Annotated in this window: 16 protein-coding genes; 8 read left to right on the top strand and 8 right to left on the bottom strand. The window is 55.3% G+C overall.

The window, feature by feature from the left end; all coding sequences use genetic code 11:
• Nucleotides 1–307: 307 nt before the first annotated feature.
• Nucleotides 308–805 carry a YbaK/EbsC family protein gene (locus tag Q0796_RS16555; RefSeq protein ID WP_298445167.1) on the bottom strand — a complete coding sequence of 166 codons (498 nt, stop codon included), beginning with the start codon at nt 803–805 and terminating at the stop codon, nt 308–310.
• A 110-nt stretch (nt 806–915) separates the two neighbouring features.
• Here Q0796_RS16555 and Q0796_RS16550 point away from each other — a divergent pair, with 110 nt between their 5' ends.
• Together Q0796_RS16550 and Q0796_RS16545 are read left to right on the top strand one after the other, a co-directional pair.
• Nucleotides 916–1,539 carry a glutathione S-transferase family protein gene (locus Q0796_RS16550; protein WP_298445165.1) on the top strand — a complete coding sequence of 208 codons (624 nt, stop codon included), beginning with the start codon at nt 916–918 and terminating at the stop codon, nt 1,537–1,539.
• A gap of 259 nt (nt 1,540–1,798) precedes the next feature.
• Nucleotides 1,799–3,742, top strand: coding sequence for a DEAD/DEAH box helicase (locus tag Q0796_RS16545; RefSeq protein WP_298445162.1), 1,944 nt, complete (start codon nt 1,799–1,801; stop codon nt 3,740–3,742).
• 432 nt (nt 3,743–4,174) lie between these two features.
• On the opposite strand, the gene Q0796_RS16540 is transcribed toward Q0796_RS16545, so the two are convergent.
• Entirely contained in the window at nt 4,175–5,755 is a 1,581-nt protein-coding gene (locus tag Q0796_RS16540; RefSeq protein WP_298445160.1) for a sensor domain-containing diguanylate cyclase, read from the bottom strand.
• A gap of 302 nt (nt 5,756–6,057) precedes the next feature.
• Between Q0796_RS16540 and Q0796_RS16535 the strand changes: the two genes are divergently transcribed.
• From Q0796_RS16535 to Q0796_RS16525, 3 genes are read left to right on the top strand one after another with little or no spacing between them, the layout of a single operon-like run.
• Nucleotides 6,058–11,322, top strand: coding sequence for a PAS domain S-box protein (locus Q0796_RS16535; protein WP_298445157.1), 5,265 nt, complete (start codon nt 6,058–6,060; stop codon nt 11,320–11,322).
• The gene (locus tag Q0796_RS16530) at nt 11,303–12,346 is read left to right on the top strand and encodes an HD domain-containing phosphohydrolase (RefSeq protein WP_298445154.1); all 1,044 of its coding nucleotides are present in this window, start codon (nt 11,303–11,305) and stop codon (nt 12,344–12,346) included. Before Q0796_RS16535 ends, Q0796_RS16530 begins: the two co-directional genes overlap by 20 nt.
• A 55-nt stretch (nt 12,347–12,401) precedes the next feature.
• On the top strand, nt 12,402–12,827 hold the full coding sequence (locus Q0796_RS16525; RefSeq protein ID WP_298445152.1) for an HIT domain-containing protein: 426 nt from the start codon (nt 12,402–12,404) through the stop codon (nt 12,825–12,827).
• A 166-nt stretch (nt 12,828–12,993) separates the two neighbouring features.
• Here Q0796_RS16525 and Q0796_RS16520 read toward each other — a convergent pair whose 3' ends face one another.
• Nucleotides 12,994–13,542: a YaeQ family protein gene (locus tag Q0796_RS16520; protein ID WP_298445151.1), complete on the bottom strand. Its 549-nt coding sequence runs from the start codon at nt 13,540–13,542 to the stop codon at nt 12,994–12,996.
• Between the two features lie 217 nt (nt 13,543–13,759).
• On the opposite strand from Q0796_RS16520, the gene Q0796_RS16515 reads away from it, so the two are divergent.
• Nucleotides 13,760–14,566 carry an FKBP-type peptidyl-prolyl cis-trans isomerase gene (locus tag Q0796_RS16515; RefSeq protein ID WP_298445149.1) on the top strand — a complete coding sequence of 269 codons (807 nt, stop codon included), beginning with the start codon at nt 13,760–13,762 and terminating at the stop codon, nt 14,564–14,566.
• 106 nt (nt 14,567–14,672) lie between these two features.
• On the opposite strand, the gene Q0796_RS16510 is transcribed toward Q0796_RS16515, so the two are convergent.
• Complete coding sequence (locus tag Q0796_RS16510; protein WP_298445147.1) at nt 14,673–15,284, bottom strand: hypothetical protein; 612 nt, start codon at nt 15,282–15,284, stop codon at nt 14,673–14,675.
• A 185-nt stretch (nt 15,285–15,469) separates the two neighbouring features.
• Nucleotides 15,470–16,120: a thiol:disulfide interchange protein DsbA/DsbL gene (locus tag Q0796_RS16505; RefSeq protein ID WP_298445145.1), complete on the bottom strand. Its 651-nt coding sequence runs from the start codon at nt 16,118–16,120 to the stop codon at nt 15,470–15,472.
• Nucleotides 16,121–16,289: 169 nt separating this feature from the next.
• Here Q0796_RS16505 and Q0796_RS16500 point away from each other — a divergent pair, with 169 nt between their 5' ends.
• Entirely contained in the window at nt 16,290–16,637 is a 348-nt protein-coding gene (locus Q0796_RS16500; protein WP_298445142.1) for a hypothetical protein, read from the top strand.
• Here Q0796_RS16500 and Q0796_RS16495 read toward each other — a convergent pair.
• Nucleotides 16,634–17,818, bottom strand: coding sequence for a multidrug effflux MFS transporter (locus Q0796_RS16495; protein ID WP_298445139.1), 1,185 nt, complete (start codon nt 17,816–17,818; stop codon nt 16,634–16,636). The two genes, Q0796_RS16500 and Q0796_RS16495, sit on opposite strands and share 4 nt — an antisense overlap.
• A 105-nt stretch (nt 17,819–17,923) precedes the next feature.
• Here Q0796_RS16495 and Q0796_RS16490 point away from each other — a divergent pair, with 105 nt between their 5' ends.
• Nucleotides 17,924–18,883, top strand: a complete 960-nt coding sequence (locus tag Q0796_RS16490) for a LysR family transcriptional regulator (protein WP_298445134.1) — start codon at nt 17,924–17,926, stop codon at nt 18,881–18,883.
• A gap of 279 nt (nt 18,884–19,162) precedes the next feature.
• Here Q0796_RS16490 and Q0796_RS16485 read toward each other — a convergent pair whose 3' ends face one another.
• On the bottom strand, nt 19,163–20,668 hold the full coding sequence (locus tag Q0796_RS16485) for a GGDEF domain-containing protein (RefSeq protein WP_298445132.1): 1,506 nt from the start codon (nt 20,666–20,668) through the stop codon (nt 19,163–19,165).
• Between the two features lie 125 nt (nt 20,669–20,793).
• The gene (locus tag Q0796_RS16480) at nt 20,794–21,903 is read right to left on the bottom strand and encodes a response regulator (protein WP_298445128.1); all 1,110 of its coding nucleotides are present in this window, start codon (nt 21,901–21,903) and stop codon (nt 20,794–20,796) included.
• Nucleotides 21,904–21,919 lie beyond the last annotated feature (16 nt).

Genomic DNA, 21,919 nt, shown 5'->3' with positions numbered 1-21,919 from the left:
CGAAAGTTCGGGGCTTTTTTGTATCTCGCCGACAACAAGAGCAGCAGCGGATTGACTGATTTTAAACATCGGCGCGTATCCCTGCCTCGATTCCGGGACGAGGCACCATATAACAGAAAGCCCTGAACGAAAGTTCGGGGCTTTTTTGTATCTCGCCGACAACAAGAGCAGCAGCGGATTGACTGATTTTAAACATCGGCGCGTATCCCTGCCTCGATTCCGGGACGAGGCGCCATGCAGCTACAAGCCCGAAATCAAGGTTCAGGCTTGTTAGGGTCGCTTTGGTTTAAATCGCCTTAACATCTGGCTATTCGGCAACCGGTACGTCAATCACTTGCCAGCGCCGTTGCCAATGGCACAACAGCTGCTCTACCGCCGCCGCAGGCACCACCCAAGTGTGCTGATTGTCCATGGGGTGACACTGCAACCCTTGACCATTCCATAACGCCCGATCAATCCACAGCTCAACGTCGGTTGCATGGGGATGCCCAAGGGCCAATAACGACACATGACCGGGCTGAACCCCTAAATATTTATCCAGCCGCTCGGCCGAAGCAAACCCCAGTCGCGACACCTGCATCTGCTTCGACAACCGCTTCAGATCCACACTGCATTCTGGGCTGGTCACCAACAGAAAGTGGCGCTTGCCATTATCGTTGCGTAAAAACAGGTTCTTAGTACGCAGCCCTGCACGGCTTAGCCCCAAGGCATCAGCCTCGCTGCAGGTGGCTAATGGTGGGTGTTGATATTGGCGGCAATGGATCGCCAATTGCTGAAACAGGGCAGTAAGTGCGGAGTGAGACATCATCGGTACAATAAAATCTGGTAATAAAAACAGCAGAACAACATAGTGGTTCAAGCAACAAGGAAAGGACGATAACACAGCCGATTAACCAATCGAATATGGAGCAACCGATGATCACACTGTATGGCTTTCCACAAACTCGTTCCTGGCGCGTATCTTGGGTACTCGAAGAGCTCGGGCTGGATTGGCACTACCAACTGGTGAACATTCGCCAAGCCGAACAACGAGGCCACGACTACAGCCAACTGAATCCACGGCGGCGCGTGCCCACCTTAGAGGTGGATGGCCAGCTGATCACTGAATCGATGGCCGCCTGTGTGTTTGTTGCCGAGAAGTTTGGTGATGGCGCTTTGCTGCCCGCCGCAGGCACTGCCGATTCAGCCAAGCACCAACAATGGTTAAGCCTGATCATCAGCGAAATCGAACAACCGCTGTGGAACATGGGCAAACATAAGTTCGCCTTGCCTGAAGAGCATCGCATTCCCGCGCTGCTGCCTACCGCCCAATGGGAGTTTGCCAAGATCATGGCCGAGCTCGAGTCGGCGCTGCCAGAACAAGGCTTTCTGTTAGGGGATAACCTGACCGTGGCCGACATCCTGCTGGCGCAAACCCTCAACTGGGCGAAGCGCTTTGAGCAGCCGCTCAGCGCCAAAGCCGAAGCCTTTCGTGCCCGCTTAACCGAGCGCCCAGCGGCTCAATCGGCCCTCGCAAAAGAGACCGCGTCACTGGGTTAACTCCCATTTACCACAACCCTTGCCACTGTGCGGATGAAGCCAGTTCATCCGCGTTAACATCTGTTCAGTTATTGGACAAAACACTTGTGTTTTAGTTTTTATCCTGTATAGTTCGCGCCCTCAAGTCCGGCGTCTTGCCTACACTTGACTACTCGGGGTGAGTAGCGCCAGAAGACAGCGTGTTTTTTTGGGACCGTCGCTGGGCTAGCACCTCTTTACAACTTTGCAGATCCCTTCTGCCTTTATACAGAGCATCTTAATGTCTAATAGCTGTGAATTTTCCAGCCTCGGTTTACCCGAAGCGCTGCTGACTGCCGTTTCCGATATGGGCTTCACTAGCCCTACCCCGATCCAGGCGCAATCCATTCCATTTATGCTGGAAGGTAACGACATCTTGGGCGAAGCTCAAACTGGTACCGGTAAAACCGCTGCCTTTGGTCTGCCTGCTCTAGCTGGAATCGATCCACGTCAGCGTGCTTCTCAAATGTTAGTACTGGCCCCTACTCGTGAACTGGCTATCCAGGTATCTACTGCCTTGGAAGAGTTCGCAGTAAACATGAAAGGCCTGCGCGTTACCACCCTGTACGGTGGTCAGCCATACGCACCACAGCTGCGTGACTTAGAGCGTGGCGCTCAAGTTGTTGTAGCAACCCCAGGTCGTCTGATGGATCACATCCGTCGCGGCAGCCTGCAGCTTGACTCTATCCAGTGCTGTGTACTGGATGAAGCCGATGAAATGCTGAACATGGGTTTCCTGGAAGACATCGAGTGGATCCTTGAGCACCTGCCTGAGCAAACTCAGATGGCGTTGTTCTCGGCCACCATGCCTAACCAGATCCGTCGTATCGCTGAGCGTTTCCTGAAGGATCCTAAGCACGTTAAGATCGCTGCTGATAAAGCGCAGAAAGCCAATATCACCCAGAAAGCTTGGAAGGTGTCCGGTCTGAACAAGCTGACCGCCCTTGAGCGTCTGGCTGAGACCTTAGATTACGATGCCATGATCGTGTTCGTACGTACTCGTAACGACACCATGGAACTGGCCAACCACCTGAACAACCTAGGCTTCAAAGCCGCGGCGTTGAACGGTGACATGAGCCAGCAGCAACGTGAGCACACGGTTTCTCAGTTGCACAAAGGTAAGATCTCCATCCTGATCGCAACCGACGTTGTCGCTCGTGGTTTGGATGTACCTCGTATTTCTCACGTATTGAACTACGACCTGCCAATGGACAGCGAGTCCTACGTACACCGTATTGGCCGTACTGGCCGTGCTGGTCGTAGCGGTACCGCCATCCTGTTTGCTCGTCCACGTGAACTGCGTCAGTTGCGTTTCTACGAGCGTCAGACTGCAAGCACCATCGAAATGATGGAGCTGCCTACCGCTGAAGAGCTGGGCAAGCACCGCACCGCGAAGCTGAGCGTTGAGCTGGCTGAATGTGTGTCTGGCACCAACCTGGACGAGATGCAAAAAGTTATCTCTACCATGGTTGAAGAAAACGAGATGACCGTTGAACAACTGGCTGCAGCCCTGCTGTTCCAACGTCAGCGCACCAAGCCTTTGGCACCACAGCCAGATCCTAAGCCACGTTTCGAACGTGACCGTGGTGATCGCAACGACCGTGGCGACCGCCCTGATCGTGGCGAGCGTCGTGAGCGCGGCCCACGTCGTGCCAACGTTGAATTCGACACCTTCCGTCTGGAAGTAGGTCGTGAGCACGGCACCCAGGTGAAAGACATCGTTGGCGCTATCGCCAATGAACTGTCTCTGGACAGCGGCCTGATCGGTCAAATCCGTCTGCAAGATGCCCACACGCTGGTGCAACTGCCGAAGGATATGCCTGCTGAAACCATGGCGAAACTGAAGAAAGTGAACGTACGTAACCGTCCACTGGAAGCAGAGCGCACCAGCGAAGTGATCCCACCTCGCCCACCACGTCGCGAAGGCGGTCGTGATGGCGGCGGTTTCCGTGGTCAACGCGAAGGCGGTCAACGTCGTGATGGCGGCGGTTTCCGTGGTCAACGCGAAGGCGGCCAACGTGATGGCGGTCAACGTCGTGAAGGCGGTTTCCGTGGCCAACGTGATGGCGGCGGTCAGCGCGATGGCGGTCAACGTCGTGAAGGCGGTTTCCGTGGCGAGCGTCGCGATAGCGCACCACGCGGCGATCGTCGTCCACGTCGTGACGACAACTTCGGTAACCAGTAAGCCTTACGTTAAGTAAGCGGGTAAACCAACAAAGCCGGCCCTAGGGTCGGCTTTTTGCTGGCTGCGATTTGAGTATTGGTGCCGGTTGCTCGCGTTAACGACTAACGCTGAGTGCTGATCCCTAAGCGCTGAGCCTCAATGCTGTGCCCCGATGCGCTGGCTGTGTCTTGGTTAACTGTTGGTGTTGCTGTGATGAAGGCATTGGCACCTGCGGTGCGATGTCGCAACGTTGCTTTCAAGTGGTTATGTCGCGGTGGCGACAGCTCCCAAAGGGGATCCCCCTTTGCCTTAGGCCGGTGCCCAAAACGCTACGCTGGGCACCTCCTATGCGGCAAAAGAGCATCAGCGGCATCGCTGGTTGCCTGATCCACAGCACAGCGATGCTCAGTGCTGCTGATGCCAAAGCGATTCAACCGTTAACGGGTAAACAGCCTATGCGCTGCGTTGCAACTGCACCTGATAGCGCACCGCTATGTTGCCCAGCAGCGCCTTGGCTTGATACAGCGCCACATCCGCCAGCTGCAAACACTGCTGTGGCGTAGTGTGTGCATCGGGTATGGCACTGTAATAACCCACACTGATCGAAACGTAACTGTGGTTGGCTTTGCTGCTGGGGGTTAATTGCTGCGCGGCAACCGCCGCCAAAATTTTATTGGCCACCACCTGCGCTTGGGCGCCATCGGTAAATGGCAGCACCACACAAAACTCCTCGCCGCCATAGCGCGCCACAATGTCGGTGGAACGTGGCACCGCCAGCTTAATCGCCGTGGCGATCTGTTTCAGCGCCACATCCCCTTGCGGGTGGCCAAACTCATCGTTGTAGGGCTTAAACTTATCGATATCCAACATCATTACCGTGGCCGGCAATTGATTGCGTTTGCCTTCGTTTAAGATCCGCCCTAATTCCGTTTCCAAATACTTGCGATTGCCGATCTCGGTTAATGGATCAATCAAGGTAAACCGCCGGATCTGCTCCTGTCGCCGCAGATTCAACAAGGTAGTAAACAGCAACAGCACGTTGGTGAGCACTTGGCTGGCCGCCAGCGCAATCTTGGTTTCGTTTAGATTGAAGAAGGCTTCGCCACTGTCAATTTCCGTCACCAAGCCCAATTGCAGCGCCTCTAACCATTGCCACGCCCCAACCACATCAATGTTGCGATAATCCAAATAGCCTTCGGTATCGATCCCGTGCCAACGGCCTTGATGGATGGCAGCCAACGGCTTGGTTTTTACCACCACATTGTCGCTGCGAGTCCGAGCCATGCTTAACCGCACGGGCAATACGCCGTGATCGCCACGGTTTGACGACACAAAACGACTGTCAGACAGCAACCGTCCCTGTTGATCAAACGCGTAGGTTTCCCCCGTGCTGCCAAAGCGGCCAAGGTGCAGCATCTTGCTAAATTGCAGCGCCGGATTCAGCTCAAACAAAAAGTAGCCGAGCACCTGCTTATCGCTGTCCAGCAAGGCTTGAACAATATACAACTGCGAACGGCGATCGCTGCCATCCTGCAGCAGGTGGTTCACAAACAGCGCCTGCCCCTGCTGCAGTTGCGTCAGCAGCTTGGGCTGTTGCAGCACCGCCGCTAAGCGCTTGCGGCCTAATTCAGAATCCACATGGGCAGCTAAGGTAGTGAAGTCGGCACTGAGCAAATAGAAGCTCAAATAGCCCTTGTTGGTGAGCAGCAACGACAGATCTTGACGCAAGCGCGCCTGTGCGGGCGCCGCCATCAACTGGATAAAATCATCTTTCATCGGGGTTAATTGCTGCACCATGCTCGCCCAAGCTGGGTAGTAACCAACGAAATTGCGTAAGGTGGTGATCTCGTTATCCACCCAGATCAACAACGCTTCTTCTGTGGTTTTCAGCAGGGTTTCAATGGTGCTGCTGACATTCATGCTGGTGCGCTGCTCTAAATCCACCTTGGTGGCGTAGATGCTGGTATTGAAAATCAGTGCAAATCCCAATGCTGCCCAAATGGTTCGATTCGACGAGGAAAAGAATGAATTCACAGGCGATATCCTTTACTACAACCATCAATCACTAAATATCGACCAGCAACCACAGCCACTACAGACGATCCCACCGCGGATGCAAATTAGCACACTGTTTAGGCCAATTTGTTGATCAAGCCCTTAACATCACCAGCTGCCACTAACATTTTTTACTTTCATTCATTTTTGTACCAGCCATCAATGGCTTAACCCATCATCGCGGCCACCGGCTCGTTGGCAGATTACGCTGCAAAATCAAACCAGTATGGCCATCAAGGGCTACACTTTGTGTTTCTGTCGCCCAACCATAGGTGCCGTCAGTGCCATATCGTTCTCCCCCGCAAACCTTGGCGCAACGCATGTTACTGCAGCTACTGCTGCCGGTAGCGCTGCTGTTGTTACTGGGGATCTGGCTTAACATCCAACAGCAACGGCAACGCTTTGCGGAACAAGCAGAGCACCTGTTTGCTGCGGAAACCACCCTCGCTGCCGAGCGTCTGCAACATATTTTGGCCACGGTAAGCCAAAGCGTGAATGCCCTGACCGCCCGCTTAGATGAAACCCCCACCCTGCCGGATCAGCAGCTGTTTTCTCTTACCCAGCAGATGCTGACCGATAACCCCATCCTCTATGGCAGCGCCATCGCCCTTGATCCCGAAGTCTTTGAGCGCCGCTTTGCCCCCTACAGCTGGCGCGATCAGGGGCGGTTAAGCAGCATGGACATCGCCGCCAATGCATACGATTACAGCGACGGCAACTGGCCATGGTGGCAACAAGCCAAGCAAAGCAACGCAGCGGGATGGACACCGGTCTACTTTGATCACAGCGCAGGCAACGTAATGATGACCACCTTCAGTGCGCCCTTTTTCTACCAAGGGGTGTTTCATGGGGTGGTGACCGCCGACATCGAAATTGCCACCATCGCGCAGCGACTCAAACTCAACCCGAACGAACTGATCATCGCCGATGCCCAAGGTCGACTGTTAGTCCACCACCAATCCGAGCTGCTGCTTACTGGCACCTTAGAACAGCTGTTCGCGCAATTTGACCAACCACAACAGCTGCTGCAGCAGCTCAATCAGAACAACGGCATCGCTTTTACCAGCCAACAGCAGCAGCCTTACCTTCTGAGCCTGCAACCGATCCCGTCCAGTGGCTGGCAGCTGTTGTTGCTGCGTTCCGAGCAAGAGATGTTGGCGCCCTTACAACAACAGATCCGAGGTCACTGGATCCGCTTAGGCGGCGTGTTAGTGATGCTGCTGTTGATCGGCGCCTTCCAACTGCGGCGCTTGCTGCGGCCCCTATTTTTGTTGCGCCAACGCATGGCCAGCTTAAAAGCGGGCCACACCGAGCTCGCCCCATTAGCCGATCCCGGCAGCCGCGAACTGCAAGAGTTGGATCAGGGCTTGCTGGATATGGCGGCGGCGCTGCAACAGCGGGAAGAGTGGCTGGCGCAGCAGCATGATCAACGCTTGGCATCGCTACTGAGTAACATCGACGACCAAGCGTTTTATCTGCTGTTAGATGCCCATGGTAAGGTGCTGCAAGTCAGCGACAGCGTTGAAGCGCAATTGGGCTACCCCAGCAACGAGTTTCAACACAAATTCCACCGCCTGATCAGCGACAACAGCATCAACGAACACAACTGGCAGTTGCAGCAAGCGGCCTTAGCCGGTGAAGCGGTGCCGCCGCACAAATTAGAGCTAAAACACGCCGACGGCAGCCTGCGTCAATTCAGTGTGTACCTGCAAGCCACCCGTGATCGGCACCAGCAAATTACTGGGCTAGAGGCGCTGCTTACCGACATCAGTGAAGAGTTCGCCCGCGATCGTTGGTATCAATCCATTGTGGAATCCGCCCCCGATGCCATTTTGCTGATCGAGCCCGACGGCCGCATTGTATACATCAACCAGCAAGCCGAACGCTTAACCGGTTATCAGCGCCATCAGCTGCAGGGGCAACAGGTGGAGGTGTTGCTGCCAGAACGGATCCGCCAGTCGCACCCTGCCATGCGCCAAAACTTCCTGCGTAACCCCAAGCCACGGCCGATGGGCTTAGGCCGCAACTTGACCCTGCTTAATCGCGATAACAATGAAGTGCCGGTGGAGATCAGCCTCAGTCAGCTGCCCGCCATCGCCGGCGAGCCACCGCGGATCGCCACGGTGATCCGCGACATCAGCGATCGCTTCGCCATGGATCAGCGCCTGCAGGCCTCAGAGCATCGCTTCCGCTCCTTGGTCAGTAACATTCCTGGGGTGGTGTATCGCACCAGCTTAAATAACAGCCACAGCGAAGAGTACGTCAGCGATCACATCATCGAACTCACCGGCCACAGCGCCGACGAATTTGGTGCCGACGGCAACCGCCGCATCGAACAATTTATCCTGCCCGAATATTTGCCACTGGTGCAGGCCGAGCTGGAACGCGCCCGCAAAGGCGATGGCCGGTTTGAGCTGGAATACCAACTGCGGGATCGCAAAGGCAACCGCGCTTGGGTGTCGGATCAGGGCCAGCTGTACTTTGATGAGCAGCACCAGCCCTGCTGGATCGATGGGGTGCTGTACGACATTACCAGCACCAAACAGAGCGCCGAACACATCGAGCGGGCCAAACAGCAACTCGAAAACATTACCGAATCGGTGCCTGGGGCGGTTTTTCAGCTTTTGGTTACGGGCAAATCGGTTCAGTGCAGTTTTGTGAGCGGCGGGATCAGCGCCGCCTTGGGCCTAAGCCAGCAGCAGCTGCAAAGCGATTTAGGCCAATTTGTGCACCTGTTTGCAGAAGATCAGCGAACCGCGCTCACGCAGCGTTTTGCCCGCAAACTGTTTAGGCGCAAAGACTGGCAGATGGAGTTACCCCTGCCCAGCCAACACGGCCAGATCCGCTGGATCAACATCGAAGCCCGTTACGATCGCGACAACCCGCAACTGTGCTGGAATGGCTTCTTGCTGGAAACCACCGCCCAGCGGCAGATGGCGCAAAAACTGGAAGCCTCAGAAGCGCATTTTCGTGCCCTGTTTGATAACGCCGGGATCGCCATCGCCACCTTAAGCCCGCAAGGGGTGATTGAACAAAGCAACGATCGACTGGGTGAGTTCACCAACCGCGACAATCAGGCGTTGCAAGGGCAACACTTTAGCCAGCTGCTGCCGGTGGAAGATCGCGACGAATTCAACCTGCAGTTGCAGCGTTTTTGCCGCAATAACGAACCCCAAGCCAACCACGAACTGCGCTACCTCAACCAACGGGAAGAACGCTGGGCCGATCTGCGGATGGTGAAGTTGCACGATCGCATGCAGCAGCTGCACACCATCGTGCTGACCATGAGCGACATCACCGAGCGGCGCCAAATCAACAAAGCACTGCAACAGGCCAAAGACGCCGCCGATCAAGCCAACCAAGCCAAAAGCCACTTCCTCGCCAACATGAGCCACGAGATCCGCACCCCGATGAACGCCATCATCGGCATGACTCAGCTGTGCTTACAAACCGATTTGAAAGGCCGCCAAGCGGATTACCTCAGCAAAATAGATTCCGCCAGCCAATCGCTGCTAACCCTGATCAACGACGTGCTCGACTTCTCTAAAATTGAGGCGGGCAAGCTGGATTTAGAGCACACCGAATTTGCCTTAGACGAAGTGCTCGAACGGATCTCCGATCTGTTCGCCGCCCGCGCCAACAGCAAAGAGATTGAACTGCTGTTCTCCATTGATCCGAAATGCCCAACTCGGCTGTATGGCGATCCCTTACGCATCGGCCAGGTGCTCACCAACCTGCTCTCCAACGCCATCAAGTTCACAGAGCACGGCGAGATCATCCTCACCATCGGCATCGAGGGGATCCGCGACGATCAAGCCCTGCTGAGCTTTGAGGTGCGCGACACGGGCATTGGCATGGATCAACAGCAACAGCAACGGCTGTTTAAAGCCTTTAGTCAGGCCGACAGCTCCACCACCCGTCGCTACGGCGGCACCGGCTTAGGGCTGGCGATCAGCCAACACTTAGTTAACCTGATGGGGGGCGAGATCCGCGTGGAATCCGCCCAAGGGATCGGCACCAGCTTCACCTTCACCATGCCACTGCAAGTGGCCTCGCAACGTACCCGTCAAAAGGTGATAGAGCTCGAAGGCAGACCGCTGCTGGTGGTGGACGACAACGACACCTCGCTGGAGGTGTTAGAGCGCACCCTGTCAGGCTTTGGCTTTGAAGTATATCCGGCTCGCAGCGGCGCTCAGGCGCTCAGCAAACTGCAGCAGATCCCCACACCAGAGTTGGTGATCACCGATTACCGCATGCCACAAATGGATGGGTTGGCGCTCTCCAAACACTTAATTGAACAAGGGATCGCCGCCAATCGCATTTTGCTGCTGACCGCCCACAACGACGAACAATTACTGCAGCAAAGCCGCGCCATTGGCGTTGCCGGCTTCTTAAGTAAACCCGCCAACCCCAGCCGCTTACTGGAAGCGATCCTCTCCGCCTTGGGCCATCGCCACGGCAACAACATCGTGCGTCGGCACGCGTCGCCGTCGTTAACGGCCAGTCAACTGGCCAGCCTCAGTAACAAGCGCATTCTGTTGGTGGAAGACAACCAGATAAACCAAGAGGTGGCTTGCGAACTGTTAGAGCAACTGGGGCTGGTGGTGCACGTGGCGGAGCACGGCAAGCTGGCGCTGCAAAAGCTTGAACACTACCGCTACGACATGATCCTAATGGATTGCCAAATGCCGATCATGGATGGCTATCAAACCACCGAGATCATCCGCCAGCAGCTAAACATGACCCTGCCTATCGTGGCCATGACCGCCAACGCCATGCAGGGCGACAAAGAGAAATGCTTAGCAATCGGCATGGACGATCACATCGCCAAACCCATCGACATCGCCGCCTTGCATCAAACCATTTGGCACTACTTAGGGGTAGGCGCAGAGCCTGCCACCGACAGCACCGATGGCGATAACCCCGATCCCAGCGCGACGGCGCTTGAGCCAAACGCCGAGGTGATTGCCGAAACCCCACGGCCCTGGCCCGAGCACCCGTTGCTGGATGTCGATCGCGGCCTGCAGCTGGTTGGCGGCAGCAGCAAACTCTACCGCCGCTTATTAATGCGCTTTAGTGAGACCCAAGGCGAGCAAATGGGGCGCTTGGCCGAGCTTGAAGGCGCCGATCTAAAAATGCAGGCGCATGCGCTCAAAGGGCTGTGTGGCAGCTTAGCCAGCCCGCACTTGATGGCTGAAATGGCGTGGTTAGAGCAACAGGCCGACAGCGGCGACATTGATGCCGACAGGCTCGAACATTTGATCAGCCAAGGGCAGCAATTGGTGCTGTGCCTGCAACACTGGATGGGCGATAAAGCCCAACCAAAACCGAGCAAAGCCACCGAAGCGGTGCCACGCTTATCGTTACAAGAGCTGCAACAGCTGCTGCTCGACAGCGATCCGGCCGCCGCCGATTTAGCCCAGCAACTTAACCGCGAATATGGCGGCCTCAGTAAGCTCACCACCATGATCTCTCGCTACCAATTTGATGAAGCCTTAGAGGCACTAACCCAACAGCTTGATGCCCATGACGACAACCAATCATAACGCGACCCTGCTGCTGGTGGACGACAACGCCACCAATATCGACATTCTCGTTGGGGTATTACGGGATGACTATCAACTCAAAGTCGCGCTGAACGGCGAAACCGCGCTGAAGATCGTGGCCGACACGCCACCGGATCTGATCCTACTGGATGTGATGATGCCAGGCATGAACGGCTTCGAAGTGTGCCAGCGCCTCAAAAGCAACCCATTGACCGCCGCCATCCCCATCATCTTCGTTACCGCCCTCGGCGAAGCCACCGATGAAACCGAAGGGCTCCGGTTGGGCGCGGCGGATTACATCACCAAGCCCATCAACGCCGCCGTGGTGCAGGCCCGAGTTGCCTGCCAGCTCAAGCTATACAACCAAGCACAGCACTTAGAATCACTGGTGCAACAGCGCACCAGTGAACTGCAACATACTCGCTTACACGTGATCCAATGTCTGGGGCGGGCGGCCGAATACAAAGACAACGAAACCGGCTTGCACGTTATCCGCATGAGCCGCTACAGCGAACTGCTGGCCCGTGCGGCGGGATTAAACCAGCCGTTTTGCGATCTGCTGCTGCACGCTGCGCCCATGCACGACATCGGCAAAATCGGCATTCCCGATAACATTTTGAAAAAAAACGCTGGGCTGGATGACGCCGAATGGTTGGTGATGCGCCAACACCCGCAACTGGGCGCCAACATTTTAGGCAGTTTAGATTCTGAATTGATGCAGATGGCGTCGCGCATTGCCCTTACCCACCACGAACGCTGGGATGGCAGCGGCTACCCCAACGGCATCAAAGCCGAACAGATCCCATTAGAGGGGCGCATTGTGGCCATCAGTGACGTCTTCGATGCCCTTACCTCCGATCGCCCCTATAAATCGGCCTGGAGCGTGGATGAAACCATGGCGCAAATTCAAGCGGGACGAGGCAGCCATTTCGATCCCAATTTGGTCGATATCTTCCTCTCACTGCAGCCGCAATTAGAGGAAATTCGACAGTGTTATCTGGATAACGCCCCCTCGATCGGTTAGCGTGAAGGGCAGTACTCCACCCTAAACTGCCAACCTAACTGACTGAGCCAACACTATGTTTGAATTAAATCCGACCCTAGGCGCAGACAGCGTACTGCTTGGTACTCTCCCGCTGTGTCAGGTACGCCTAAGCCGTGACAGCCAATTCCCATGGCTTATTTTGGTGCCAATGCGCGCCGACATCACCGAAATCCATCAATTAAGCCACAACGATCAGCAGCAGTTGATGCACGAATCCTGCACCGTGGCCGCGCTGATGGAGCAACACGTGCATGCCGATAAGATGAATGTGGCCGCGTTAGGCAATGTGGTATCGCAACTGCACGTGCACCATGTGGCACGTTACCAAAATGACCCTTGCTGGCCTAAACCGATGTGGGGGCAACTGCCTGCCCAACCGTACGCCAGTGAAGATCTCACCGAAGTCACCAAAGTGTGGCAGCAGCGTTTAGCGCAATTGGTGGAGTTTGAGCGCAGCTAAGTCGCCTTGAATGACAGAAGCGGGCGATCCCGAAAATGAATAACGCCGCAACGTTACCGTTGCGGCGTTATGCCATCTGGGCGATCAAGATCAGCAGCCTCGATCGTCGGCGCAAGCCGCGCGTCAACCCAAGGGCATGGCGCACGCTGGCATTGTTGATCGCAACTCAGTTATCGAAACGCTGCAGCCAGATAGGATCAATCATCACATAGCCATTGTCGTTGCTCACACTGACTTGGCCATCGCTGATGGTTACCGCCAAATCCATCGTACGGGCGGTCATTTCGGTCAGTTCGGCGGTGCTGGCATCGTCAATCTGCACCACGGTCAGGTTACGCAGCTTGCTGAACTTACCTTGGTTCTTCTGCCACCATACCGCCACGGAGTTGTCGCCGTAGGCGAACAATACCACCTGCTGCGCCTTGCCACAGGCTTTACGCAGCCGGGTTTCATCCGGCGTGCCCAGCTCAATCCATAGCTCAATCTCGTCGGCGTAGCTCTTCTGCCATAACTCCGGCTCGTCTTCTTCACACAACCCTTTAGAAAAATCCAAACGTTCGTTGGCGTACATGCTCCAAGCCAGCACTCGCAGCATCAACCGCACGTCGGTTTCCGAGGGATGGCGCGCCATCGTTAGCGGCTGCTCTAGGTAAACATGACGATCCATGTCAGACAGTTGAATTCGGGCCTTAAACACAGTGGCTTTTAACGCCATCTTCGACTCACTTAATTGGGCTGATAAAGCACGGCAGGGTAAAGGGTATAGCGGCGAACTACAAGTGACGCTCAACACCGCAAAAAGCCATGGCCACGGGAACTTTCAGCAAGCGCTTCGGTCTTAACGCCAGTTGGCCACAACACAGAACAATAAGGGCTTGCAATCAAGCAGTTGCACCCCAATAGTATTGATACCAATTTTTAGGGAATGACCGATGAAAACGATTTTTAAAGTCAGCATGTTAACTGCTGCGATTGCATTAACAGGTTGTGTTGAAGGCAAAACCGAAACTGAAACCACTGCAGCGCCTGCCGCAGCCACCATCAGCTTTGAAACCGAACAGCAAAAGGTGGCTTACGCCATCGGTACCTCTATCGGTCAGAGCGTGGTATCGAACATCGATACCATCATCAAGCAGCAGTCTGAAATGGATAAGCCGCTGGACGCAGAGCTGATCCGCACCGGCATCAACGATGCGCTGACGGCCAACAGCCAGATGAGTGACGAAGAGATCACCACCGTACTGAAGCAGTTCCAGCAAGAGATGCAAACGGCGATGCAAGCGAAGCAAGAGCAGATGGCGAAAGACGCCGCCGCCAACGCCGAGCTGGAAAAAACCGAAGGCGCAAAATGGCTGGCCGAGATGGCTAAGCTGGACGGCGCCAGCGTGACCGAATCTGGCCTGATCTTGGTGCAACAGCGTGCCGCTGATGGCGCTAAGCCAACCGCCGCCGATACCGTTGAAGTGCACTACCGTGGCACCTTACGTGACGGTAAGCAGTTTGACTCTTCTTACGATCGCAACAAAACCATCGAGTTCCCATTAAGCGGCGTGATCAAAGGTTGGACCGAAGGTCTGCAGCTGATGGAAGTGGGTTCTAAGTACGATCTGTACATCCCTGCAGAGCTGGCTTACGGCGAACGTGGTGCTGGTGCTGACATTCCAGGCAATGCGGCACTGAAGTTCGAAATTGAACTGGTGAGCATTCCATCGCAAAAAGCAGCAGAAGCGGCGGAATAATTCGCGCCCCCATGTGCAGCTAACAGACCCAAAAGGGACGCTTCGGCGTCCCTTTTTGTTTTCCTTTTCGTGCCCGTTTTTGTCTTGGTGTCACGGCGGCTCAGCGCTATTGCTGCTGCTGTTGCTGCACCCGTTGGTCACACAGCGGGATCGGCTCAATCTCGCAGTTGTCGCAATCCGGCTCCAGAATGTCCACGTTGTTCAAAAACACAAAAAAGCCATCGGCGCGTTCAGTCTGCATAAACATATCGGCCAACACCGGCTCCGTCGGCGCTTGCTTAAAGCAAAACTCATCCAGATTGATGCTCAGCCCACCGCTGCCTTCAACCCCGTTCTCCTGATGTTTCGCCACCTTTTGCTGGAAACGGCGCATCGATTGGGCATCCCTCGGGCTTAAACTAAAGATCACCACTTGCTCGCCCGGCTCTTGCCCCTGCAACAGCACACCGCTGGGGCGCATATCGTGATTCACCCTGACGCTGTACTCTTCATCCAATTGCACTTGGCCATCTTCGCTGTGGTAGCTCAATCCCATCACTACCCCCTTTTCGCCAATCACCGCATTGCGATCGGTACGCACCGCAAACTTCACCTGTTGCGGATCGATCTCAAGCGGTTCTAGGGTCACCATTTTGTACATGGTCGAGATCGGCATCGAACTGCACGCCCCCAACAGGGGCAGTGCAGCCACCGCAGCCCATCGCCATAACGTCAGCATCGCAGTCATCCTTAATTGCGCCGAAAAGGCTCAAACTCGCATAAGCATCTGATGATGTCTAACCCAGTAAAGAGTAAATAAACCCTATCAGGCCAGTGCGTTGCCGCACACAGACAGCAAAACGCCCCGCAATTGCAGGGCGTTATCAAATGCAGCCGAACCAGCTTGCCGGCTGGAGTTTTCGCTTAACGTTTAGACAGGAACTCCATCAATTCAACCAGCTGCGCAACGGTTTCAATCTTATTGATGTTGATCAGGTAACGGTTATTGACCACAAACGCCGGAATGGAATAGATCTCATACAGCTGCTGCTGTTGCGCCCACTGCTTAATGGCCGCTTCAACTGCAGGGCTGCTGGCCGCTTGATCAAAGGCCTCACCTTCATAACCAAATTCAATAAACTGCGTACGAATGTCGGTTAAGTTTTTCAGCGCTTTTTCTGGCTCGCCAGTGTCAGCGTGAGCACTGTGATCGTGGTTCTTCGCGCCGTTAAGCTCAAACAGCTTATCCAACAACTGCGCGTTTTCATCACCCAGCTGCATCATGGTGGCGTAACCGCGCACCATGTCTTCCCCAATTTGATCGCCAGAGAAGTTAACGTGCTTCTTTTCAAACTCAATGCCCAGCTTTTCCAGCTCTGGCGTGATCAGCGGCAAGAAGCGATGTTCCATGTTGTAGCAGTTGCCACAATAGGTAGAGAAGAACTCAGTAACGGTCGGTTGTGCCGCCGATCCTACCGGGTTCACGGTGCGGTAATGCACCCCCTCTTGAAAGTCTGCTGCCCAAGCCATGTTGGCTACCAATCCAAACCACAATGCCACAATCAGTTTTTTCACGGGATATCCTGTCAAAACACGTTAATATTCAAAACTAAGTCTATGACCAAGGGTAGAGCTTGGAGTTGCTCTAAGGTCAAAAAGTTCTTGGATTAAAACCAAATTTTGCGATCCAGAGCCTATTTTATCTTGCGTTGGTCCCCTTAGCCGACGCCAACACGGGATCTCTATGCGTTTGACTCTTTTTCTTCGCCTTAGCTTGCTGGGCACCGTTATGGCGCTCACCGGCTGCAGCAGCCAACCAGAGCCGCCCCCAAGCCTAGAGTACGCCTTTTGGCTTGATTCTGATGCCGTGCTGCAAAACCAATTTCGCATCACCTTCTTCAAGCCTGATAGCAGCTGGTACAAAAGCAGCAAACGCCGCACCAACCCGCTTCTTGATGATCACAACTTATTCCTGCACCTAGAAAAAGAGCTGGACCAACGCCAGCTCTGTTTACAGGGGTATCAAATCATGGAACGCCGCCCCACCGCCAAAGGGATCACCCTTGCCGGTCGCTGCAGCGCCATCCATTAGCTTTGCAGTGACTGTTTCACCAGCGCGTAACCACGGCGGCGGCTAAACAGCAGCCACCACAGTGCAGGCAGCACCATGGTGAACGCCAAGCACGCTTGTGGGCTCATCGGCAGCAAGCTGATCAGCCCCAGTAAGATCGCGGCGCCACTCATCTGCAGCATTCCCAGCAGTGCCGATGCGGTGCCCGCGCGCTCACCAAAGGGCGCCATGGCAGAGCCAGAACTGATGGCTAAGATGATGCAAAACCCCAAGCTGGCCAGATAAACCGGTGCCATAAAGGCCAATGGGTGGCTCAGGTTCAAGCCCGCCAATACCGCAACCGCAGCCAGCGCACACTGGCTGACGCCAATCAACAAACTGCGACGATTGCCCAGGTGCTTCACAACTGTTGGCGCTAAAAAGGCACCGGCAATGTTAATGGCGGCGTTGGAACCAAACCACATTGAGAACGCCAGTGGCGACTGCTGCATCTGTACCATCAAGACGTCCGGCGAATAAGACACGTACGCCAAGATAATGGTGAAGGTCAGCGTCATTTGCGCCACGTAAAACTGAAACTGCGGGTGCGCCAAAATGGGGCGATACTGGCTGATGCTCAGTAACCGCTTGCCCACAACCGTGTTGTCGGGGCGCGTTTCAGGCAAACCGCGCCATAAGATAATGCCAACCACTAAGGCGTACAGTGCCATCAGTTCGAAGTTGGCGCGCCAGCCTAAGGTTTCAGTGATCACGCCACCCAGCATGGGTGCCAGTGCGGGGATCACGCAGATCACCCCATTTAAGTAACTGTAAATCGCCGCCAGCTTAGGCCCTTGGTACCGATCGCGCACCCCCGAGTAAGCGGCAACGGCGATGGCGCAGGTGCCAAAGCCTTGCAGCACTCGCATCGCCCAGAGCATCTCCACGTTCACCGCCCAAGCGCAGCCCAACGCGGCAATGAAGTAGATCACCACCCCCGTCATCGCTAAGGGTTTGCGCCCATACCGATCCGACAATGGCCCAGCCAGTAACTGACCAAAGCCCATACTCAGAATAAAAATAGCCACAATCGCCTGCACCGATCCGGTTGGCGTTGCCAACTCGGTTGCCATCTGCGGCACCGCAGGCAAAAACACATCGATCGCCAATGGGCTGAACACCACCATCAACATAAACAAACAAAAGGTAGGGATCCGCTTCATTACTGCTGCCACCGACTGAACTAAAAAGTGGCGCCATTGTAGGGATCAGCAGTTATGATGAAAAATGATTTATCAGAAAGAAAGATATTCCAAAAAGGAAACAATATGGAGCGGATCGATCTTAACCTACTGCAACTGATGCTGATCCTACTCGAGGAGCGCAGTGTCAGTGCCGCCGCGGCTCGGTTGCACCTAAGCCAATCGGCGGTCAGCAAGCAGCTGAGCAAGCTACGACAACAGTTATCGCCGCGGCTGGATGATCCACTGTTTGTGCGTTCCGGCCAAGGCTTGGTGCCAACACCGAAAGCTCAAGCGCTGGAAGCCCCGTTGCGACAGTGGCTGCAGCTGTCGTGCTCGATGTTGCAGCCCGCGCAGTTCGATCCCTTAGTGGATCAGCGCAGCTTTACTGTCACCATGGCGGAAACCGCGTTCCACACCTTGTTGCCCTTGCTGCCGAAGCTCAACGCCCTAGCGCCACAAATGCGGCTGAAGTTGGTGCCGCAAACCTTAGAGCAGTTTGAGCGCTTGCACCGGGGTCAGTTGGATCTGCTGGTGATCCCGCGCGACACCGATAATCGCGCCCCCTATCCGTGGCATCTTGATCACCTGCCCAACAACCTTTCAACAGCACAGCTGTTTATGGATGGCCACCGCGTGCTGTTGCGCCGAGATCACCCGTTATTGTCGCAGCCGTGGACCATGGAAGCGTTTTTGTCTGCCCAGCACATCACCATCTGGGTCGAGGGCAGTGAACGCTGGTTAATGGATAATGTGTTGGCGGGCGTAGGCAGCCCTCGTGTGATTGGCGCTCAGGTGCCGGACTTCCACAGTGCCGCCTTGATGGCTCAGCACTCGGATATGTTGTTTGTGTGTGCGGCACAATTTGCCAACCACCTGATGCCACGCTTTGGCCTAACCACCTTGCCGATGCCGTTAGAACTCGCGCCCATCAGCTTCAATATGCTGTGGCCGCCGAGCTTGGATAACGATCCGGCGCACCAATGGCTGCGCCGGTTTTTTGCAACTTACACTCCGGCGCTGTTGCAGCCAGACACAGCGACTTAGACGCTGCTTCAGCAAATTGCAGCTGCAATTGTTCATGAATGGGATCATCCAACCACAGTACGGGCGCGGCCTTTCCCGCCTGCAATTGGGTTAATATTTCGATCAGTTGGCGGCCATTGGGTGGAGTTTGATATTGCCACTGCAAGCGACAGATCTGTTGTTCACACCAGCAGCGTTGCTGCCGCAGCTCTGGCCAACTTAACTGCATTTGTGGGCACGCCGCCGAAGCCACGGCGCTGAAAAAGACCGAACTGATTGCTGCTGTTTTCACTGCCACGACTACTCCAGTGGGTTGCTGTCACTGTCTGCCGACCACAGGCGCCATCCACCTACCCCCGGCTGTTTGCACTGATATAACGCATTGTTGGCCTGTTCCAGCCAATCCGATTGCGTTAACCCCTGCTTCGTGATGTCGTGTCCAGCGGGGATCAATGCAGCGCCAATGGCAATTTGTAGCGATGCGGGGCAGCGATCAAAGGGGCTTAACTCGGCACTGCGCTGCCATAATCGCTCTAATAAGGCTTCCAGTTGCGGCTGATCAACCTCGGCCAACACCAGTGAAAACAAGCCGTTGCTGTCGCGCCCAGCCAGCTCACCACCGCGGCGGCTGAACGAACGCAGCACCCGCGCCATCACCACGGCGGCTTCATCCGAATTGGCCGCTTCCGAGCAGCACGTCAGCGGTTTTATCTCCACCAAGATCTGCGCTAATCCCCGCCGATAGCGGCAACTGCGCCGCCACTCTTGTGCGATAAACAGCTGCATCGCTTGGGCATTCATCAACCCGGTTAATGGATCCCGGCGCGATAACGCTGTCAGCTTCTCTTGCTGCTGGCTTAATCGCCGCAGCAAGCCGTTAAAGATTCGCGCCAGTTGGCGAAACTCCTGCAACACGCTGGGGCTGGCCACCGCTCGGTGTTGCTGTTGCCGCTCCATCGCCCGCAAGCTGCGTACGCCGCGGCTAAGCGGCTGAGCCACCAAACGCATCAACAACAAATAGATCACCAACGCCGGCAACAGCGACACCAACAACACCAGCCACTGCACTCGGCTATAGCGATCCGGTGGTTGGGCTTGATGCTGCAATTGCAGCACCCGCAACGGCATGCCGCCGTCATCCGCCAGCACCAACTGCCGCAGTCGTTCCACATGAGTCGCTTCATAAGGTAAACGGGGCAATTGGCTGTCGGCGTGGGTGGGTGGGCGCAAAGCGAGGCTCAGGTTGCTGTTGGCCATCAAGCCATCAAGGCTGGCTTGGGTAAATTGGCGCAAGAGCAGCAAGAAACCCGAATCACAGCGTTCTAACTGACTGCGACATAAGGTGCCACTGCTGTAGCCATAAAGCTGACCATGCAGGTTGAGCCAGCCGTGGCGCCAGCGGGGTTGCTGGGCATGGCGCACTGGCATTAACCGCGCTCGAGCATAGCCCTCATCTTGATCCAGCAGCGTATCGGCTAACCCTGGCTGGGCGCTGTGCCATTGCAGCACCAAAGAGTTGTCGTATTGGTAGATAGCATCCACCACCGGCGAGCGCAATAAGCGCCGTTGCCCCTGTGCATCCGCTAACACCGACGCACTGAGCACCCAATCGCGATTTTGCTGTTCTAACTCGCGCTGCCACAAACTGAGGTTATCGTGCAGCCGCGACAGTTCCTGATTTTGGGTCAGCAGCACTTGCCGTTCCGCGTAAGGCAGAAACACCCCAAAACGCAGCAACAGGTAAGCCACCAACAGCGACAGCATGGTGCCAATGGCGGCGGCAATAGACAGAGAACGTAGGGTCAAACTGAGGCTCCCATGACAGCAACCATCGCCCTGCCACGACTGGCTGGGCTCCGATTAAGCATGGCAGCAAAAATCGACATCGGGGCAAAAAAACTTGCCCCGATTTAAGGGAAATCAGTGCAAAATCAAACTCGAAGCTGTAACGCTGCGCCACCAAACTGAGCCTGATTAACCCCACTAAAGCGGTTACTCACCAGTTCGTTACGGGCGGTGTCATCGCCTTCAAGTAAAGTCAGTGCTTGGCTGGCTTCTAAATTGCGGAAGTGACTAACGGGTTTGTTATCGCTGTGGCTGCCTAAGGGTTTGCAGTCGGCGATCAGCAGTGGCGACAGGGTATCGTTACTGCGTAAATAGGCTTTGATTTGACTGCCGTAGCGCGCCATTGAGACTCGGCGGCTGCGCTGCTCTAACACCACATACACAATCTCAATGGCGCAGTTCAGGCCCGACTTCACCAACTGCTCGTTGAGGTAGCCCAGCATGGCATAGGGTTCAATAATGGCGCTGCTGCCACCTTGACGATAACGTTTTAGCTTTTGATTAAAGAAGCTGCGAATTAACACACTGACAAAGGCATTGGCGGTACTTTGCGGGCTAATTTTGGCCAGATAAACGCAAAAGTGCTCGGCGTCGGCTTCAAAGCCATCGCACAATCGATCGCTGACCGGCTCGGTTTTATAGAGGCTATACCCGAAGTGACAGCGTGCACCGTGCAATTCTGGCACCGGAAACAGCTGTGCCTGCACCAATTGAGCGGTATGGGGATCGTTCCGCAGCGCGTCGTAGTTGTCGTTGAGAGACAGCGAGTCGTTTGCTTTTAAGGCTGGCTGCGGAATGCTGGTATTGGGTTCAATGCCGCCGGATTCGCGCAGGCAATCGCTCATGGCGTTGTGCAGGATCCGTAAATCCGTCAGCGGTTTCATCAGGTAGTCCCAAGCGCCATGACGCAGGGCATCCACCACATCCGACATCGCCTTATTGGCGGTGATCACAATGCTGGGCACTTCCGGCCCAAGCTTGCTGATCTCCCCCAACAACTCTTGCCCCCCCATCCGTGGCATGCACAGATCAACCAGCATCAGATCCGGCCGTTGCAGCTCAAATCGTTCCAGCCCAACTTGGCCATCTTCTGCTTCGTCTACGCTCATCCCTTGCTGTCGACAATAATCCCCTACCAATTGGCGAAACACCGGATCATCCTCAACGATTAGGACCTTGATTCCTTCCAACCCCATAAACACTCCAACGAGC

This window comes from uncultured Ferrimonas sp., from assembly GCF_947489035.1.
Classification (GTDB): Bacteria; Pseudomonadota; Gammaproteobacteria; order Enterobacterales; family Shewanellaceae; genus Ferrimonas.
Note: the sequence above shows the minus strand (reverse complement) of the source record. Positions and strands in the feature narration are given on the sequence as shown.

Coding starts and splice junctions, on each gene's coding strand:
- Q0796_RS16555 (WP_298445167.1), bottom strand. CDS start 805: ATGTCTCACTCCGCACTTACTGCCCTGTTTCAGCAATTGGCGATCCAT.
- Q0796_RS16550 (WP_298445165.1), top strand. CDS start 916: ATGATCACACTGTATGGCTTTCCACAAACTCGTTCCTGGCGCGTATCT.
- Q0796_RS16545 (WP_298445162.1), top strand. CDS start 1,799: ATGTCTAATAGCTGTGAATTTTCCAGCCTCGGTTTACCCGAAGCGCTG.
- Q0796_RS16530 (WP_298445154.1), top strand. CDS start 11,303: ATGACGACAACCAATCATAACGCGACCCTGCTGCTGGTGGACGACAAC.
- Q0796_RS16525 (WP_298445152.1), top strand. CDS start 12,402: ATGTTTGAATTAAATCCGACCCTAGGCGCAGACAGCGTACTGCTTGGT.
- Q0796_RS16520 (WP_298445151.1), bottom strand. CDS start 13,542: ATGGCGTTAAAAGCCACTGTGTTTAAGGCCCGAATTCAACTGTCTGAC.
- Q0796_RS16515 (WP_298445149.1), top strand. CDS start 13,760: ATGAAAACGATTTTTAAAGTCAGCATGTTAACTGCTGCGATTGCATTA.
- Q0796_RS16510 (WP_298445147.1), bottom strand. CDS start 15,284: ATGCTGACGTTATGGCGATGGGCTGCGGTGGCTGCACTGCCCCTGTTG.
- Q0796_RS16500 (WP_298445142.1), top strand. CDS start 16,290: ATGCGTTTGACTCTTTTTCTTCGCCTTAGCTTGCTGGGCACCGTTATG.
- Q0796_RS16495 (WP_298445139.1), bottom strand. CDS start 17,818: ATGAAGCGGATCCCTACCTTTTGTTTGTTTATGTTGATGGTGGTGTTC.
- Q0796_RS16490 (WP_298445134.1), top strand. CDS start 17,924: ATGGAGCGGATCGATCTTAACCTACTGCAACTGATGCTGATCCTACTC.
- Q0796_RS16480 (WP_298445128.1), bottom strand. CDS start 21,903: ATGGGGTTGGAAGGAATCAAGGTCCTAATCGTTGAGGATGATCCGGTG.